The sequence below is a fragment of the Mycoplasma sp. 21DD0573 genome (assembly GCF_034863425.1).
In the GTDB taxonomy this organism is placed as follows: domain Bacteria; phylum Bacillota_I; class Bacilli_A; order Mycoplasmatales; family Metamycoplasmataceae; genus Mycoplasmopsis.
Genome location: NZ_JAYFEZ010000003.1, coordinates 14,473 through 34,082 on the forward strand (window position 1 = coordinate 14,473; position 19,610 = coordinate 34,082).

The window sequence follows — 19,610 nt, forward strand, 5'->3', positions numbered from 1 at the left end:
TTTTTACCTTGAACTATTCTTAAAGCGTGCTACCAATATAGCATATTGACTTGGAGATATAGGGTCTCTATGGTTAGATGCTCTGTCTCATATTGTTAATTGTGTGTCTGTTGTTTTTGTATATTTGATAACAACATTGATTGCAATTTTATCAACTGCTTCTCTGTAAATGTATGGTGTTTTTTGTCCTGCTTTGAACTTAAGTTCATTATTCTCAACATAGAAGTAATCTCCTTGTGCACCAATAGCTGCATGTGATATTTGTAAGATTGGAAATTGCTTTCTATTTTGTGGTTCATCAGTTGATGAATAAGCAGAAAAACTCCCATCAATATTCACTAAGTCTTTAACTCCTGCTATTAATGTTGAAGGTGTGTCGTTACTTCATTCGGTTTCATATTTAACTAGCTTCTTATATACAGGGAAACCATCTAGATATTCACCTGTGAATTGCTCCTGTTCAGTTGTGTTAATAGCTCAAGCTAGTGTTGTTCCCATTTCACCAACTGTTTCTGATAAATCTGTAATATCGCTATTTCAGGGTTGTGAATCTAGCTCTTCCCTCATTCTTTTAACCATTTCAATAAAAGCTCTGTTAAATTCTTTGTTTGTTTGTGTCTTTTTAAGCTCTTCGATGTTTTGAACTAGCTCTTTAAACTTTTGTTCAGCTTGTTGAAGAAATCCTGGTTCTGGTTCTCCTTCAACATCATCATCACTTCCGAATAAACCGTCATAAACTTCTTTAACTTTCAAATCAATGTTATCTTTTCATAATGTTAATTTAGGATATACTGAATTTCATTTCTCTTCATCTGCTGCTCTTACTTCATTGATGCTTTGAAGTGTGTTAGTGTATTGCTCTTCATAGTTTCTTTTGAATGTTGAAAAAGCTTCAATCTCTTGATTTAGAGCATTCTCTAACCTAGTTCTTTCAGCTTCTAGTTGCTCAATTTTGTTAATGTTATCTAAAATTTGATTCGCTTGGACTTTGTCCATTTGAATATTTTTTCTAATCTCTGTTCACTCCATTGACGAAGGGATTCTTTCAGCTGATAACTTAAGGTTTCTAATATCTGTGTCTATTTGTTCTGTCTTTGTTTCAACTGTTTTCTTAAACCCTTTAATATCTTCGTTTACCTTATCAAAATCAGTTGTTGAAACAAAACCTGATAGCTTGTCTAAACCTTTAACAATTTCAACCCCTAAACTATCTCATTCTCCATCATAAAGCAATTTAGCAGCAATCGGGTTCAAATGTTGTTCAGCAAATACAAACTCTCTTTGTGTTCCTAATACTTGAGCTGAACCACCTAAAAGTGTGAGTCTTGAATTAACTTCAGGAATAGCATTATTTGTATATCTGTTATTTACTTCGTGGAACATTGATTTTTTAAGCAATTGATATCTATCATCTCCAATAGCATTTTTGAACTGTTCCACATTATAATCAACTTTTTTAGCAACTAGTGATACAACACTGTTTATTAAAGCATTAACAGAGTTATAAACACTGTAAATTACTCTGTTATATATTTCTTCATCTGATAACTCACTCATTAAATTAGAGAGCTTTTTTGGTGTCTTGAAAGGGACTAGCATATTGAATTCAGAGCTTTTAAACTCTTCAAATGATAGTCCCATATTTTTGATAAATAAAACTTCTTGTCTGTCCATCTTATTTTGTCCTTTTTATTCTCTTTGCTTGTTTTGTAAATGTTCGTGATTCATTACCGTAAATATAAGGTGTAAATTTAAGTACTTTTTTACCTTTAGCATTTGTGGTTTGATAAGCAAATAGTTGTGTCTTGTTTGTTCTGTGTTTTTTAACATATTTATCATATTGGTTTGTTTGGAATAATGTTTCATCTAAAGCGTCAGCTGTAGCATAATGCTCTGCTAATCTGAATCTCTTAAGTAAATCTCTTTGAACTAACTTATCAACTTCGAACTCTGTTGATGTGTCTATTCTTATTCTTCCCATATCTCAACCTCAAGCTCAATTGTCCAAATAATATTGTCCTTTTGATGGAGCTTTTAAGAAGTTAAACATCTCTTCATAAGACATTGTGAATTGTAAGGGTCTTTTTCCTTTTGGAGAGTTCTTTGATTTAGTTGCATCTCTCTTAAAGTATAAGAAGAATGAAACATCATTGCTTTGGTCTCAATATCTTTCATCATAAAGTCTTATTCCACTAATTCACGAACTATTAAAATAGAATTGTCCTTTATTTGCTAATCTATTTGCTCTGATATATTTGTTTGCTGTTTTTGAACTAATTACCTTCTTCTTAATGATTTGGTTTTGTAATTGCTTTTTGTAATAAGCAGCTTGTAATCTAACCATTTTGTCTTTAATATTCTTTTTGACTAATTGTTGTGCTTTTGTTGAAAATTTAGTCACTAAACTAAAAGGGTTCTTTACAATTGAGAAAAACTCTTTTCCTGTTTGAATAGCTTTGCTTATTGTTTTAGCATTTACAAACTTTCTAATTGTGTTGCTTTTAATTAGTTTATATTTATCAACATACTTAAAAGCAGTCTTTGTAATTGTTTCAATCTTTTGTATTAGTCCTTGCTTAATAAATGAAACAGCTTTTTTAGTTGCTTGAATACCTTTAGCAATACCTTTTCCAAATTTAGTTACTTTTTTAATATATGAAAGTCCTTTTGCTAAACCAAAGGTTGCTGTTTCAATAGCAGTTGATATAGCAACAGAAGCTCAATCAACTGCTCCATTATTTTCAACCAATGAAACAATTACATTCTTTACAAATCTTGCTCCTATCTTGATAAGTTGTAAAGGAATAGCACCAATTGGTAAAACGACACTCAAAGCATCAATCGCTACTTCTAAAAGAATATCTATAAAAAAAGAAGAAACAGCTTTGAATATTTTGCTTCAAATTGTTTCTTCCTTCTTCTCCTTGTCTTCTCTGATAGCTCTTAAATAAGATAATCTCTCTTGTGTTGATTGATACTTAATTTGAGGTTCTTTGAAAACTAAAAGCATAACTGTCTAATCTCTTGTTGCTGGTTCAGTGATGAATTTGTCTTCATTTTGTTTAGATTTAGCACTTGAAGCAATACCATAAACTAACCCAGTGTATAAAACACCTAAAGCATTAGCGATTTCAGCTCTTACAACAATATCAGCTGAAGCATTATCAATTGGTCCCATATACATTTTGATAGCGTTTACTGCTCTTAAACCAACGAATGTTGGAGCAACTAACACATCTAATTGGTTAAGAAAAGGGTTAGAAACAACTTTGTAACCACCAATGTAACCAATTGAGTATTGACCACCATCGAATGTTTCTTTTGCTCTATCTCCAACAACTCCAGCATCTGCTAAATAGTCAAATGCTACAGGGTGAATTGATACTAAAATATCATCTGGTGCAATTTGGTCAATTCCTTGTTCTGGTGAATATGTTAATGTAAGTTTTGTTGCTAACTTAACAATTTCTTTTTTATATTCAGCAGGAGTTTTTGTTTCGAAATCAATAACTGAAACTTTACTGTTTTCAATAGCTCTATTTTCTAAAAGGTTGAATGCTGTTCTTTCTGTTAATCTAACGAAGTCTTGAGACATCTTTGAAAGCTTAATTGAAGCAATATCAATTGGTAACAATTCTTTTTCTTGAGCTGTAAGTCCTTCATAAGCAACTAAAGGTTCATTTCAGCTTACTGAAACTTGTTTTCCTAATCTGAACTTATCAGGTGCTCCTGCTCCGATTCCGTCAGTTCTGTTTTTAAATACAGTTGAAGGGTTCAACATAACAGAAATGCTTCTTTGTGAAACTTCTAAAACTGTGTTCCCTTGTGCGTATTTTGAGAAAAGTGATCTGTCTTTATAGTAATCAACTAATTGTGTCGCTGTAATTTGTGAAAGTGTAATTGGTGAGTTTGAGTTTGATGCATCTACTAAACTCTTTTCACTTGTTAAAATTGATTTAATTTGTGTATTCATATTTATCTCCTTTAATCTATGATTATTCCATTACCTCAATACTTTGCTTTGAACTCTTGTTGTGGTTCTTTGCTTTGTGTTGGTTCCGGTGTTTCTTCTTTAACTTCTCAACCTAATTCAGAAGCTTGTTTTAATATTGAAGTTTTTAAATTAGCAAAATCTAAATTATTGAGCTCAATCTTTTCTTTGTTAACTTTTCCTTTAAAGTTCATTGTATCAATGGTATTATCAACAATTAACTTAATATTTTCTTTTGCTAATTTATTCTCTTCAATAAGTTTTGAATAGAGTTCTTTTGTTGTTTCAAATTCAGAGAGAGTTGATTTTAGAGCTTCAATCTCTTGTTCTTTATTTGATAACTTTGTTTTAATATAGTTCTCTAATTCTTCTTTTGTTTCAAAAATAGCATATGTATCTAAAGCATTAAGAATTTGAGTTCTTTTAGCATCTTCAGATAAACCTAATTTTTGAAAAGTTTCTTGGTCAGAAAGACCTAATTTTTGTGAAATCTTCTTGATAATTTCCATAATGTTCTGTCTTTATAAGGCTGCAGTTCCTTGTCCTTTCTTATCAAAAAATAATTTTGTTATATGGTTTGTTATTGATTGGAATTTCCATATCGTTAACCATAATTCAATCTAGTCATAATGCTCTAATTTCAATGCATCTAACAGTATCATTATTCTCTTTATGAATAACAATACTGTTATGGTCTTGAAAGTCATCATCAACTAGACCTACTGACTTAACAAACTCATCAGGTGAGTTAAAAATTGTATTGTTAAGCGTTTCATAGAATTGGTGTGGTTTAATTGCTTTTGGTTTGTTTGAGAAAACAAATTGTGCTAGACCAATTGTTGAATCTTTTGGTTTATTGGCTCAACCTGGAGTTAAACTTATTTCATTACCATTTTTATCAAATAATGGAAGTCCTTTATCAGGGTACTTATCTAATTCAGGAAGTACCACATCTGCTTCTTTTAATCATTTATTAATATAATCTTTCCTAATATTTCTAAGTGAAGAAGTGTAAGTAACTGGACCGCGACCACCGTGTGCAGAAATAACTTCAGACCTTATTCATTTAGACGCTAACTTATAATCTATAAGTTCGTATTCATCGCTAATATGATAATGATATCTTGCTTGACTTTCGAATTCCTTAATTCCTTTTATAAGGTCTTTATATCAGTTATATCTTCCACCATAAATTAAATCTGTATTTACTGATATAAAACTGTTTTGATATCTTTCGAAGTCATAAAAATGATAAATTGACTCTCCCCCATATTGAGGGTGATTATTTATAAATTGTGAAATAATAGTTGGTGGAATATAGAATCTCTCTGAAGGATAATCATTTTTTTCACTAACGACAACATCCATCACTCTATAAGGAATAATTACTGACCTTGTGCTTGCTCCTATATTTTGGTCAATAGCAGCACTATATTCAACTAATTTCTTAAACCCGGATGGTTTTAAAAATAAGTAAAAAGGTCAGTTATAGTTATAAGACTTATCATTAAATTCAACAGGGGTTGATGAATAATCAATCTCTGTTAATGATTCACCTAAAATCGGAAGTTGAACATTTGAACCATTGAACATAAAAGTGTTGTTATTTAAAAATGTGTTTTTTGTTCTTGATATGATGTCTCCATTATTATCAACATCATATAAGTAAGAAAATCATTTATATTCTCCGTTGTTGTATCAAGAGATTAAAGGAGAATAAAGGAAGTTTTCATCATTCAGACCACCTTTTCATGCATATGTTGTTATAAGCATATTTGAGAAAGCTAGAATATAGTTTTTTAATATATTTGTCTTTTCAAACTCACCAGATACAAAATATTGATTTAACTTTGTTTTAATTTCATTATCTGTTCAATTCTTTAAGTCCGATATCTTCCCGTGTTTTTCTTCAAACTTCTTAATAGCTTCTTCATTAAGTCCTTTATAACCTGACTTCACTGTATTAGTTACACTTATTAATTCTTTTAAGAAAATCAAAAACTCATTTTGTGGTATTGTGTTTTGGTTTTTCAAATATTCATTTAATAGATAAAAATTGTTATTTGCTAAACTTCAGAAGTTCAATGAATATCTATTTTTAAACACGTTAAAAGGGTTGATTGTAAGCATATATGGAGCTTGAGACCTGTTGTCCATTTTAATCAATCTGTCTTTATCATTTAAGAAGTTAATAGAGTTGATTAAAGCTCCCTTATTCATCTTTAAGACAAAGTTATCAGTTGTTAAATCAACAGGGTTGTTTTTTCTAATAACGAAGTCAATATTATGAAGTTCTTTGTAATAATCTAATTGTGTAAGGGTTATATCAGCATATGCTTCTAATACATCGTTGAGTTGCATATTATCAATTTTGTTTTCGATAATATAGAACTCATTGAATTGAGTCACATAAGGACTATCAAATGTGAAAAGATAAAAGATGTTTTTAGATGGTTCAACTTCTAGATAGTTATATAAATCACTATCTCCTGTGATTGTGTAAGAGTTAAACAATTCATTACTAACATTACCATCATCTAATAAGGTGTTTGATAGTTTTGTATGGTTTAACTTGATAACATCAAACTCTTCAGGTTCTGATAAATTAATAACATTGATACTATGTTTGATGAAGCTTAAAGGTTTATTTGATTCAATCTTATAAACAAAAAGCTTTGAAGTGTTATTGTTGAAGTTCATCACTTACCTCATTTGTTTTTGTTTGTCGAATGTCTTGATTTCTGTTTAATAGAACCCCATTTTGGTCAGTTGATAATATTTTTGCTTGTTGTTCTAAATATTTTGAAGAGCTAGTTGTTATAACATTGATATCTTGTAAATAATCCAATCCTAACACTCTCAACACTAATCTAGCAAACTTCTCATAATATATCTCTCTTAAGTTTGCTTTACCTTCAATATAGTGATTATATGAACTGTTTAATTGTTGTGCTTCCACTGAATGAATGTTGTGAGTTCCACCATCAGTTGAATCCTTTTTGAAGATTAAAGCTTGTTTGATTCAATACATAATGCTTTCAATTGATTGAATTGTTGAAAGTGCTGTGCTTTGTGATTGCGCTATTTCGAAAGGTTTAACCATTTGGTCACTATAAGGTGCTATTGAGTGTGTTTGAATGATTCTATCTTTTCCTAATGAGAACAATGATTTAGACACACTGTTAGATTTAGAGTTTCCTAAATCTCAATTGATTAAAGGAATCGGAGCAGATAAGAAACTATCAAAATATAAAGCACTCAACTTGATGTCTAACAGAGCAAAAAGTTCTTGGTCTATTAAGTCCATCTCTGCTTGTCCTGTTGAATTATTTTTGAAGATAACAAAAGGAATAAAGTTATCTTTGAATATTTCCTGTTTGTATCTTTTACCTAATAAGCTTGAAAGTGGTTGTCTCTTTCCGTTCTTATCAATAATTGACTTTTCAACATAACCCTTATTGTTTAATAAGTCATATGTTGTAAATGTGTTATATTCATCAACTCCATTTGATAACTTACCTGTGTTAATTTGTAAATAAACTAACTCATTATCATCATTGGTTTCATAATCGACAACTTGAGCTAAAACCACCTTTTTATTGTTTTGAATTCCTAAAGCTCAAATTCCTTTTGTGAATAAGAACTTTTCTAGTTGTTGAATAATTGAAAGAAAATCATTTCTCTTTAAGAAAGCATCAAACTCTTCTTTTCCATTAGCAAACTCAAAAGTCGGCAGTTCAGTTGCTAACTCTGAAACTTGAAGTAATGCTCCTTGCTTTTCAAAAAAACTTCTTGAGTTGATTTTGAATTCATTATCAATCTCTGTTGGAATAATGGAGTTATTTATGACCATAGCTCCTTTTTTGAAAATTGCTTCATTATCTAACGCCATAATTCTCTCCTTGCTGTGCTAAATTTCAAAGCACTTTCTGCTTTTTGTATGTTAAGCTGTTAGACATTTCAAAAGCATTTATTAAGTCATATATCTCTGGAAAAACAGTTTCATCTCTTTTCTTTTCTCCAGGTTCAACATATTGCTTTGATAAGTTCTCTAATAGCTTTGTTGTATCATTTGTATTTAAGATATACACCATATTATTTCCAAAGATTCACTCTGTTCATCTTTGTCTGCTTTCGATACCAAACTTTTCAGTTCTTGTATCTTTTCTATTTGCTAGTCTTGAATATATTTTGAAATCTGGAAACTTGCTAGCTAATTGCTGAAGTTCCAGATTTACGTAATCGCTTACATGGTCATTATCTGTTAAGATAACATTCTCAAATTTGTTTAAGTTAAAAAATTCATTTGTATGATAAGAATTTTTTAACTCTTCAAATATTCAAATATTGCTTTTAATAATCAAATCAATTAATAACTTATTGACTTCAACTCTTGTTGGTCTATGTTTGAAGAACCTTTTAAGGTCTTCTATAGCATCTAATATTACAATCTTTCCATCATCTAAAAGCAGCGTTCTACATCAAGAAGCATTATCGCTCTTCCCGGGGTCGTATCCATCAAAAACACCTAAAACTTTTCCTGCTCTTATAAACTCTGATACTTGCTCTTTTGTAATGAATTCAATATTGCTATTAAAGTTGTTGTTATCGTAGATTAAACTTTTAAGATAGAAAGCACTTTGTTTATCTTCATTAACAAAAGCAAAACCTGCTACAGTAATAACTCACAATCTGAAGTTAGTTGATTTTAAAAGTTCAAATTGTTTTTTTTGTATTTCGCTCATTTCACTATTTGGAGTGAATAGTTTTGAATACATAATTACATTAATACCTAAACCTTCAGAGAATGTTGAAGATGTTTCATAAATAAACTTATCTTTAACTAATCTATCTAACACTTGAATGTTAGTTGTTCCATTGTGTGAAATTAATGGAATGACCTTATTATGATAATCAGTTATTAAAAAATGCTCTGTTGTAAAAATGTTATAAAAGAACTTAACTTTTAATTTTGTATCTTGCGGTGCTTTAGTTCTCAAAACAGTGTTTTGAATTAATAAGGGTATGTTCTCCTTTTGGTTTTGGTATAAGTCCCTTAATTGTCCGGGTGTATAGTTTGTATTTTCAGGGTCTTCGATTGGTTCATCAATAACTAACTCCCCAAAATAATAATCTGCTTTTGGTAATGTGATACCTTGGAATGCTTGAATCTTTTCAAAGTTTTGAAACAATATTTTTCTACTTGTTTTGGTATCAGTCCCATCACTTCAGTAGATAGCATCTTGTGTAAAGACTAAATATCTCTTGATATTGATTTTGTGTTTTGTTTCTAAAAAGTCTGCTGCTTTTTGAAACATCGGTATCAATGTATTCTTAATATGGTTGTATTGATTTCTACACCAAACAGAGTTAAAGTTGGTTTCATTAGCTAATCTATAAAGTGTGATAATAGCACCATTGAAAGACTTCGAGACCCCTTTTGCTCCACTCTGAATTTCAAAGAATTCAGAGCTTTCAAAAGCATCAAAAGCAGGGTTATCTGAAAGGTCTGTATAGTGTAATATCTCCTTTAATTTTTCGAGTGGAAACAACGACATATTAACTTCCTACTTTTCTTCTATAAATTCAAACCTTGATTCGTGTTTTGGTTTTGTCTCTGTTGGTTTCTCTTGTGGTTCTTCAACCATCGAAAGTTCTTCATAACTTCCGTACACTTGATAATATGTTATCTTTTCATCTTTTGATAAGTTCTTTTGAACTAAAGGGACAAACTTTACAAATGCTCTTGAACCTTTTTTATTTAAATAAGGTGATTCATATATTGGTGGAACTGCTCCATCCATCATAGCAGGGTGTCTTACTTTTAAGGTTTTGATTAATGTTAAAAATTTCTTTTGATTGTCTTTTAATGGAATAGCAGCTTTACAATATACAAAGTTCTTCTCTGTTCTAATTTCATCAGTTAATAATTCGACTGAAGCATTTACAAAAATAAATGTTCCTTGTACTGCTTTATAAGCATCTGCTATATGGTAAGCAATTACCTCTGATACGTATTTGTTAAGTACCTGATAGTGATAAATTAGATACATAAATGTATTAAATATATGATTGGTGTGTTCATTATTGAAATCATTTGCTAATACACTTCCATAGAAATTTAAGAAGTGTCCCACTTGAATTTCTTTAGATGCTTGTTCTGCTTGCTTTCCTGTGAATTTTAATTTAGCTGAAGCAGGTGTTGGTCTGTAATTCTCTGAATGGAATTTATCAGCATAAAGAACATCAACATATAATTCTTTAACTTCAAAACCACTTTGTGTTGTTTTTGTAATTAATTGACCTACTTCTTTAACATAGACTACACCTTCACAATATGAGAAACCTTTGTGAAAGGTGTAGTTGATTGTTTTATTGTTTTCCATTTTCTCTTTCCTTTCTTTGTTTCTCTAGATTTCTAAAAGCGCTAACAATTCAAGCTTGATTTTCTTGCGTTAATTCAATCATTAAAGCTAAAGGTTGAATGAATACAATCTCTTGCTCTTTTCCTATACATCCATTCCTGTTTTTAGCAATTGATAAATTAACCATTGAATAATCATTTCTCTCTTTATTCTCTTCAATGTCTCTCTCATATAGAAACAATACAATATCAGCATCTTGTTCTATGCTTCCACTGTCTCTTAAATCAGTAAGAACAGGTGGTTCTGCTTTTAACTTTTCAACTGGTGTAGGTTGCTGTCCTTTTTCATTTGCTTTTTTTGTTGCTTTTGGTTTTCTTTGTTGTGAAGTTGTTCAGTCTCTGCTCATTTGAGAAAGAGCAACGACAGGAATGGATGTATCTAAAGCTAGCTTTTTTAATATTCTTGATATATGTGAAGTTTGTTCATACTTACTAGAGAAATGTTTTGCTGTTGAAAGTATTTGTATATGGTCTATGAAAACAGCTCTAACTTTCTTTTGTGTTCTTTGCTCAAAGAACACAATTAAGTTTTTAATGTGTTCTGCTCTTATATCAGGGTCATCTACAAAATAACATTTTGAGTTTTCAATCACTCTATCAAAACCCATCTTATTGAAAGCTTTTAAATCTTCAACTATATTTAAAGACTCATAAAAGTTTTTTAATTCATAAAACGTATTCATAGAAAAAAGCTTTTGTGTAATCTCTGAAGCAGTTTGTTCTAATGAGATGAACAACACACACTCGTCTTTATCTAATGAACTATTGAGTTCATTTATCAAGTTAATTAAAAAGGTTGTTTTTCCTGTTCCGGGTCTTCCTCCTAAAACAATGAATTGTGAAGGTCTTAACCCCTGAAGTTCATTGTCTATAAACTTAAACCCTGTCCCTTTTAAAGTCATTTGATTCAAGTTTGGTTTTTCCATTCATTCAGTTATTACCGAACCTACCCCTTTGATTTTGATATTCTCGAAGTTTTGCATACAAAAAAATCTCCTTCAATTTTGAAAGAGATTATTGGTTGAAATTTTGCGTTGTGATTAAATGAACACAGACCCTATTTTTTTTCTTAGCACCCACCACTTGCTTGTGATATCAGCAACTCAAAATTATATATATAATCAACTTATTATGGAAAAGGCAATAAAAAAATTAGTTATTTGAGCTCTATATGATGATGCAGAAAGTTCATATAAAAATGCAATTAAGGAACATTGAAAAAACGAAAAATATGATTTAGAAGTTCATAGCGTCGGAATTAACGACATATCATTTCCAAAAAGTGATAAATACTTCTATCATAGAATTGATTTATCTATTACAAACTTTAATTTAATTTCTGAATTAAAACAATTACCTTCACCAGACATAATATTAGCATCTCCACCTTGTGAAAGCTGATCTGGAGCAGATTGTAACGGGAAAATGTTTAGAAAAATCGATAACAATGGAAATTGAGTTGTTAAAAATTCAAGATTTTATGATGAATACAACAAAACTTGCCATCCGGTTAAAAGAAGATACTTTGAACAAAAAGAAAGAGGAAGAATTTTAGGTGAAGCAACTGTTGGTGGAACAATCAAAATAATTAGAACATTCAAACCAAAAGTTTGAGTTGTCGAAAACCCTTCTACATCAAAGACTTGAGAGTTTCAAAAAAATCACTGAGATTTTATGGGATTTGAAAATAAATCAACTTATTCAGCATATGATAGTAGATTCTCTTTAAAACCCACAATATTTAAATCAAACATTAAATTACATTTAATTTCTAAGTCAGAAAAGAGAGCTGAAAAAAGCAAACATATGTCACACGGTTCTTATGCTCAAAGAAGCAAAATTCCACATCAATTGATAATTGATATGGTTAATCAAGTTGTTGACTACATTGATAAAGATAAAAAAGAAGGTCGTGATGGAAGATAAAATTAAAGTTAAATTCTGAAAAATTGGTACAGCGATGATTCGCTATCTTGATCAATTAAAAGACAACGTTGATGAGATTTGTAATAAGTTAGATTATGAAAGTGTAAGTAAAAACAAATTAATCTTTAAAATATATCCTGAAAGAAATGAAATAAATGTTAATGATATTGAATTTACATTGTACAGATCAAAAAATAAATCCTCAAATGTCTCTAATAGTATAATTGACCAATATTTAAGAATTGTATATTTTCTTTTCAAAAAGGAATTTAATATTAATAAATCATTAAATGGTACATCAAAATATTATGAAGTCACTTTAGATTTTAAAAAACTTAAAGATAAAATCACCGAACTTTATAAAATTTCACTTAAGATACTAAATGAATTTATCCAAAACAAACTTATGGAAACTGAATTTGTAGATTTCGATGATTCAGAACAAAGCTTTTGACTTTCTTTTGTATTCTCACAATATCAATATATGAAATTTGTTAATTCAAATTCTGAGAATAAAAAATTTGATATTAGACTTTATTATTTTTATATACCTAATTACTCAGAATTTCTTTCAGAAAATGAGTCAAATCAACTTTTTGATGCATTAAAAAACTTTATTTCAAATATTGGTAAAAATCCATCAATTGAATTCATCTTTCCATATACTCAATTCATCGACAAGATTAGACAAAACGAAGTTAAAATTAATGAAAATAAAGAATGTTTAGATACATTAATAGAAAAAATCAATGCATCCTTAGTAGATAAATTTCAAAATCTAGTTATAAATAATGAAACTCAACAATTAAAAACCTCTTATTCAAAATTAGCATCAATAAGAGATTATGTTCAAATGCTTCGCGAAACAATAAAATTTGAATTACCTCCTTATCAAAGAGAGTATGTTTGAAAATTCGATAATATTAAAGAGCTACTTGATAGATTATTTAGTACTCACTCAAATAAAAATTACTATTTAAACAACGTTATTTTCTATAAACTACAAGATAACAAATACTCACTTTTGGACGGTCAACAAAGAACATTAACTATTTCAATTATTGTTTTATGTTTATGAAAAGTAACAATGGGTCAAATGTATTTAAAAATTGATCCATCACGTCCAGAAAACGAATGAAGCGAGAAATTAACTAAAGAGTTAAATAAATACAAAGGATTGTCATTCATATTTTGACACGCATATAATTTGATTAAACATCATCGTAACAAACCTCATTTATCTGTTTATGAAAGTTCAAATAATTATGAACATTTGAAGAATATAGGACAACTAATTAACAAGGTTGATGATAACATTTTTAAAGAAATCGAGAATTACATTATAGGTTATGCACTTGATATTCATGGTGATTTAAACTTATCTAAACTTAATGATTTTGCAACCAGATTTTTAGATAGCTCATATCTTACAGTCACTATTGTTGATAAAATTAATCCCGAAGAATTATTTGAAACACTTAACTCTACAGGTGTGCAATTAACTAATTTCGAATTATTTATAAACTTTGTCTATTACAAACTCATAGACTTAAAATCTAAAGATTATTCATTTCTTACGAGCGAATTTAAAGATGAGTCTGTTGTAATTGAGGATATAAGAAAAAAACTTTTTGACAAATATATTCCTACGAAATCAGAAGACAAAGATAATAAGAAAATAGATAAATTCAATGATCATTTTAACGATTTTACTGAGCATATATACTTTAGAATTGTAAAACTTAGAAGTTCAAAATGTGAAAACAACCATTGTCTCATTAAATCAAACAAAGAATGTAGTTATTTTGATGATAATGCCGAAAAGATTGAATTAATTGATAAAAATAATAATAAAAAGGATAAAATAAATCAACAAAAGCTTCAATTCGTATTTGAATATCTATGTCATTCAAAAAATAATATTGAAAAAGTTCTTCAAGTATTTTATAAATACTTTGCAATTTTTATCTATTTAACATTACCTGAAGAAAATAGGACATTACCGTACTTCCAAAACGTTAAAGAATTAACAAGATTTAAAGAAGAAAATTCACTATTTAAATTTATGTTGAGAATTTGTAAATTGGATGTTACAAAATCAATACTTTGAGATATTCTAGAAAACAATAATTACTTTTGCGCTAGAAAAAATGACGACAAATCGAATAACATAATCAAGGAAAATATAATAAAAAATTATCTTCTATATTTAGAAAAAGCTATTTTAGTTTGAAAATTACTTGATTTCAAGGGGCAATCAATGACCGAAGTGTTCAAATCACTTCTTCTTAACATAAATTTAAATCAAGCAGAAACTATAGATTATTCTAAGAGATTTAAAAATGTTATTAGAAATAGCAAATTCTTTAATATAGACGATATTAGATTGAATAACTTGAAATCAATCATACATAGCAAATTTTCAAGCACAGATGATAGTGGCAATAGCAAAAATATATACATTAAAATTTTTCTCGCAAGAGTTAATTACTATTTAAAAAACAATATGTCAATGTTTCCAAATATGAAATTGAATCAATCTCTTGATTGAAATCGATTTTTAGATTCTTGTGATTTAGATCACAACATAGCAAAGGAATCTACAATTCAAAAGAAATTAGAAGCTACAAAATGAGATGAAGTTAAACCTTATATTTTCAAGATGGGTAATTTATCATTGCTAGAAGAGAGCGAAAATAGGAAAAAAAGTAATGATGCAAATATAACTTATAGATCACAAAATGACAATAATTACACAGAACACGGTTATATAGATGCTAACGATAAATACATTTTAAATAGCTCTGAATTAACAACAAAATGAATTAATCAAATTGATAAAAATGACTCAAAAGAATGAGTTAATGAAAACATACATAAGTCACTTAAGAATATCGATAAGAAAACAAATCAATACATTGAATTATTCACTAAAATGTATCTAGAAAATGACGAAACAAAACTATAACTTTTTATACTTTCACAAGCTTTTACGCTTGTGATTTTTATATACAAAATACTACCAGATAAAATTCTAATAACTCAAACCAAAACCATATCTTTGATATATTTATTCATTACAAAAAATCAGAGACAAAAGCTTCTAATATAAAATTTCAACCTGAACAATTCTGATATATACCACTTATAAGTTTCAACTACAATAAAGAACGGCCATATCTTTTATATGGTTTTTTCTTTTTTCTTATAAAAAATCACAAGCAAAAAGCTTGTGATTGAATCATAAATATGGAATATTGCAACTTCGTAATAAAGTTGATATTTTTTGCACATTATTATCCGATTGCTACTTTTGAACCAGCTGTATATACTAAAACGTATTTTCTATCTGAGTCTGGAATATCTCATTTATCTAATACAAAGATTGGAAGAATATGACTTTGTGTTCCATCTAGTGTAGAAGCATTTCAAATGAGATTATCATTTACATAAAGTTTAAGTCTTAAATCTCCATAGTAACTTGCATTAATTGGGAAGTAACCATTAAAATTGTAAGCTTTTGCAGTTTTTGAAAAGTCTCCTAAGTTATTTGAAATAACTGATGGCAATGTATTTCCTGGAATACTTGGATGTCAAGAACGTGAATTATCTAAATCAAATTCAAGTCTAATTTTGTCTCCAGTTACAAAATCAATGTGTCTTGCAGTTGATGAGTCAATTAATTGTTCAAAGAATGCTCCACCAATGTTTGCAAAATCTCTTGTTGAAGAGTTTTTAGATGCAGTTGCGTTTAAAACAAATGTAAATGAGTTGTCTTCTGTAAATGTTTTTGTGAAGACTGATGTATTTTTATCAATATTAAACTTATCACTTGTTATATTTGTTTTAACAAATGCTTGAAGCAATGCGACTCATAAAGCATTTTGATAATTAAATGCCGTGCCATCAGAAATCTTGTAATTTCAAGCACCATTTGCATAGCTGTTAATTACATTATTTAATCAGTTTTTATTCACATTATTTGTTCCATCTTGTAAAAATCTTTCTTTATATTTGATTTCATATTTTCTAGGGAATAATCAATAATCATCAAGTGAATTAGGAACAATAGTTGAAGCAGCAGGTGTTAAATCAGGAACTACACCTGTTTTAACTCAATAGTTCGCTATTGGGCTTTTATCTTCTTTAACAAATGTTGTTGCTAAATAAGGATAGTTTCCTTGGTTATTTAAAATTTCTAATTTAAGAAGCCTCTCTTCATTGTCATCGTGATTATATTCAAATGTAACAACTTCATTATCATAATCAATTGAACTTTTATCTAATCTAATGTAAGGATCATTATTGCGTCCTCTTAAACGAGTTTTGTATTGAAGTGTGATTAGACCTGAATCAAATAAAGGTTTTAAATCACGAATTGAAAGAGTTTGATATTTAGATGTGTTATCAATAGATAACAATTTAAATGATCCTTCAAATATTTTTCTAGGACCAATTACATAATCTGCATATCCATCATCAGCATTATTTAGACAATTCAATACTAAATATGTTGCATATTGCATGTTTGTTGTTAAGTAATTTAGTAAATTACCTTTATCAATTCTTTCATCAATATTAGCTTTAATTTGTTTAATTTCATCTAATCTAGAAATAAAGAATTCAACCTTATCTGTGTCGTGCTCAAATTTGTATGATAAGTTTTCTTTATCAACTAAGAAATCTTTTAAGTAGTACTTAGAATTATCTGGATTGTTAGAGATTTGAACAATTTGTTCAAATGCATCATTAACTTTTTCTGTTGCAATTGTATTAGCAACATTAATGATATTTTCTACTTCATTTTTAAGAGTTTTTAATTCATCTAATGATTTATTTTCATAATCATCTAAAGTAGATAAATCAAAGTTTGTAATTTGATCTGAACTAAATAATGATTCATTTTGTTTTACTTTATTTAATGAATTTAAATTTTCTCTTATGTATGCAACATAATCATCTTTACTTTCGGCAGATTGAGCAGCATTAACAATTATGTTTGCGACTTTATCAAATTTATTTCACTCACCACTTAATTCAAATAAGTATTTAGAATTTAATCGATTTCTAATTAACTCAATTAAATTATCTTTTGTATCTTGAGCAGTTGCTTGAACATCAAAATTATCAATTTGATCACTTGTATTGTTTTGAACAATATTAATTAAAACTGTATAGCTTTGGGGAGCTATCACTACATTAACTTCATCATTTTGAATTTGATCAATTGTTACTGATTGAATAACCTCTTTATTAGAATCGATTAAGACATATGAGTTAGGAACTAAATTACTTTCAATAGTAATTGAGTTTTCATCCATATTAAGTTTTTGAGTAGTTAATGAAACTAAATTATTATCTAAATCTTTGAAATTAATTGTTATTGTTTTTCTATTTTCAATAATATCAAGATTTATTGATGTAGCTCAAGGTTCAATTCCTAAAACTGATTTAATTTTTACATCTGTAGGTAATTGTTGAGTAATAAGGTCTTTAATTTTTGTTTCATCATCTTGATAATTAACATCAATGTTAAAGTCATTAATATCTTGTCTATGTGATTCATTATTAGCTATCACAACTTGCACGCTATAGTTTTGAGGTAAAACTTTAACATCAACAGTATCATTTTCAATTTGATTTATTGTTACGCTATCTACAACTTGTTTATTTGAATTTGTTAATACATAACCATCTGGGATTAATGAATTTGAAACTGTAATTGAAGTTTCATCCATATTAATTTTTTGAGTTGTTATTTCTACAATATCGTTGTTTAAATCCTTAAAGTTAATTGTTATTGTTTTTCTATTTTCAACAATTTCAATTTGAATTTCTGAAGTTCAAGGAGTTACTCCTGAAATTGATGAAACTTTAACGTCACTTGGTAATTTTTGTTTAATAAGTTCACTAATTTTTGCTTCATCATCTTGATAATTAACTTGAATTTCGAAATCTTGAATATCTTGTTTATGAGACTCGTTTTTGACTATTTTAACTTGTGCATTATAGTTTTTAGGAAAAACTAAAACATTAACTGAATTATCTACTATTTGGTCTATAACTTCACTTTCAATTACTTCTTTATTCGAATTAACTAAGACATAAGAATCAGGAACTATATTGTTGTAAACAGTTAATTGATTCTCATCCATATTTATTCTTTGTGTTGTTGTACCAATAACAGAACCATTAGCATCAACAAAATTAATTGTTACATTTTTTCTGTTTTCAACGATATTAACATTAAATGTCTCAACTCAAGGTTTAACATCACTAATTGAACTAACTTTGACATCTACAGGAAGATGTTGCTCTATTAATTCTTTGACTCTGGTTTCATCATCTTGATAGTTAACTAAAATATTAAAGTCAGAAATATCATCTCTATGAGAGTTATTTTGATCAATATGAACTCTAACTTCATAGTTTTTAGGGAGCACAGTTAAGTTAATAGTATTATTTGTAATTTCATTCACTGTAACACTATCCAAGATTTGTTTGTTTGAATCAACTAGAACATAATCATTAGGAACTGAATCTGAACTTATAACAATTGAATTTTGTTTAGCAGGAATTCTTTCCTCTCTTTTTTTAATAACACCATGTGAATCATTAAAGTAAATTGTTATAGTTTTTCTATTTTCAACAATTTTAATTTGAATTTCTGAAGTTCAAGGAGTTACATCTGAAATTGATGAAACTTTAACGTCACTTGGTAATTTTTGTTCAATAAGTTCACTAATTCTTGTTTCGTCATCTTGATAATTAACTTGAATTTCGAAATCTTTAATATCTTGTCAGTCATGGTCGAATTCATTTCTTGCTATTGAAACTTGTACATCATAATTTTTAGGTCATATTTTAATAAATTCATTTGATATTGGAGCTTCATCTCTTATCAACTTATCAACCACTCCCCCGTATTTATTCAATAAAACATAGTTTTCCGGATCGGGATTAGTGATTTCTCATTTACCATTGATTTTTTTTGCAATACTCTTAAGAGTTTCAGGTTCTTCATCCCTGGTATAAGCGTTTCTTAATATCACTTTTACAGTTTCTTCAGTTTTATTTGTGTATTTTAGACCAAAATACACAGCAGGTGCAGTTACTGCTCCAAGTACTCCTGTGAATGCTAAAAGTATAATAATCTTTTTATTTCTTTTTGAAGTTTTACTAGTCATAAATTTGTCCTTTTTATTATTTTTAAATATACTAAATTAACACTTTTATATTATTAAAAAAATAAAATAAATTTTGAGCTTG

At 28.5% G+C, this 19,610-nt stretch carries 12 protein-coding genes; 2 read left to right on the top strand and 10 right to left on the bottom strand.

The window, feature by feature from the left end:
* Positions 1–3 precede the first annotated feature (3 nt).
* The 9 genes from VBM86_RS00515 to VBM86_RS00555 are packed head-to-tail and all read right to left on the bottom strand — an operon-like array spanning position 4 to position 11,398.
* Positions 4–1,674: a hypothetical protein gene (locus VBM86_RS00515; protein ID WP_323189499.1), complete on the bottom strand. Its 1,671-nt coding sequence runs from the start codon at positions 1,672–1,674 to the stop codon at positions 4–6.
* A gap of 1 nt (position 1,675) precedes the next feature.
* Positions 1,676–3,010: a hypothetical protein gene (locus VBM86_RS00520; RefSeq protein WP_323189500.1), complete on the bottom strand. Its 1,335-nt coding sequence runs from the start codon at positions 3,008–3,010 to the stop codon at positions 1,676–1,678.
* A 6-nt stretch (positions 3,011–3,016) separates the two neighbouring features.
* A complete protein-coding gene (locus VBM86_RS00525) occupies positions 3,017–3,973 on the bottom strand; it encodes a hypothetical protein (RefSeq protein ID WP_323189501.1) in 957 nt (318 codons plus the stop codon).
* An 11-nt stretch (positions 3,974–3,984) separates the two neighbouring features.
* A complete protein-coding gene (locus VBM86_RS00530; RefSeq protein WP_323189502.1) occupies positions 3,985–4,500 on the bottom strand; it encodes a hypothetical protein in 516 nt (171 codons plus the stop codon).
* Positions 4,501–4,540: 40 nt separating this feature from the next.
* Complete coding sequence (locus VBM86_RS00535) at positions 4,541–6,691, bottom strand: hypothetical protein (protein WP_323189503.1); 2,151 nt, start codon at positions 6,689–6,691, stop codon at positions 4,541–4,543.
* A complete protein-coding gene (locus VBM86_RS00540) occupies positions 6,675–7,883 on the bottom strand; it encodes a hypothetical protein (RefSeq protein ID WP_323189504.1) in 1,209 nt (402 codons plus the stop codon). The genes VBM86_RS00535 and VBM86_RS00540 overlap by 17 nt, the downstream gene beginning before the upstream one ends.
* On the bottom strand, positions 7,870–9,549 hold the full coding sequence (locus tag VBM86_RS00545) for a hypothetical protein (RefSeq protein ID WP_323189505.1): 1,680 nt from the start codon (positions 9,547–9,549) through the stop codon (positions 7,870–7,872). The genes VBM86_RS00540 and VBM86_RS00545 overlap by 14 nt, the downstream gene beginning before the upstream one ends.
* Before the next feature lie 9 nt (positions 9,550–9,558).
* A complete protein-coding gene (locus VBM86_RS00550; RefSeq protein WP_323189506.1) occupies positions 9,559–10,377 on the bottom strand; it encodes a hypothetical protein in 819 nt (272 codons plus the stop codon).
* Positions 10,364–11,398 carry a DnaB-like helicase C-terminal domain-containing protein gene (locus VBM86_RS00555; RefSeq protein WP_323189507.1) on the bottom strand — a complete coding sequence of 345 codons (1,035 nt, stop codon included), beginning with the start codon at positions 11,396–11,398 and terminating at the stop codon, positions 10,364–10,366. Before VBM86_RS00555 ends, VBM86_RS00550 begins: the two co-directional genes overlap by 14 nt.
* A 148-nt stretch (positions 11,399–11,546) precedes the next feature.
* Here VBM86_RS00555 and VBM86_RS00560 point away from each other — a divergent pair, with 148 nt between their 5' ends.
* A complete protein-coding gene (locus VBM86_RS00560; protein ID WP_323189508.1) occupies positions 11,547–12,341 on the top strand; it encodes a DNA methyltransferase in 795 nt (264 codons plus the stop codon).
* Positions 12,331–15,309 carry a DUF262 domain-containing protein gene (locus tag VBM86_RS00565; protein ID WP_323189509.1) on the top strand — a complete coding sequence of 993 codons (2,979 nt, stop codon included), beginning with the start codon at positions 12,331–12,333 and terminating at the stop codon, positions 15,307–15,309. Before VBM86_RS00560 ends, VBM86_RS00565 begins: the two co-directional genes overlap by 11 nt.
* Before the next feature lie 328 nt (positions 15,310–15,637).
* Here the strand turns inward: VBM86_RS00565 and VBM86_RS00570 are convergent, their stop codons facing one another.
* Positions 15,638–19,528 carry a hypothetical protein gene (locus VBM86_RS00570; protein WP_323189510.1) on the bottom strand — a complete coding sequence of 1,297 codons (3,891 nt, stop codon included), beginning with the start codon at positions 19,526–19,528 and terminating at the stop codon, positions 15,638–15,640.
* Between the last annotated feature and the right edge of the window lie 82 nt (positions 19,529–19,610).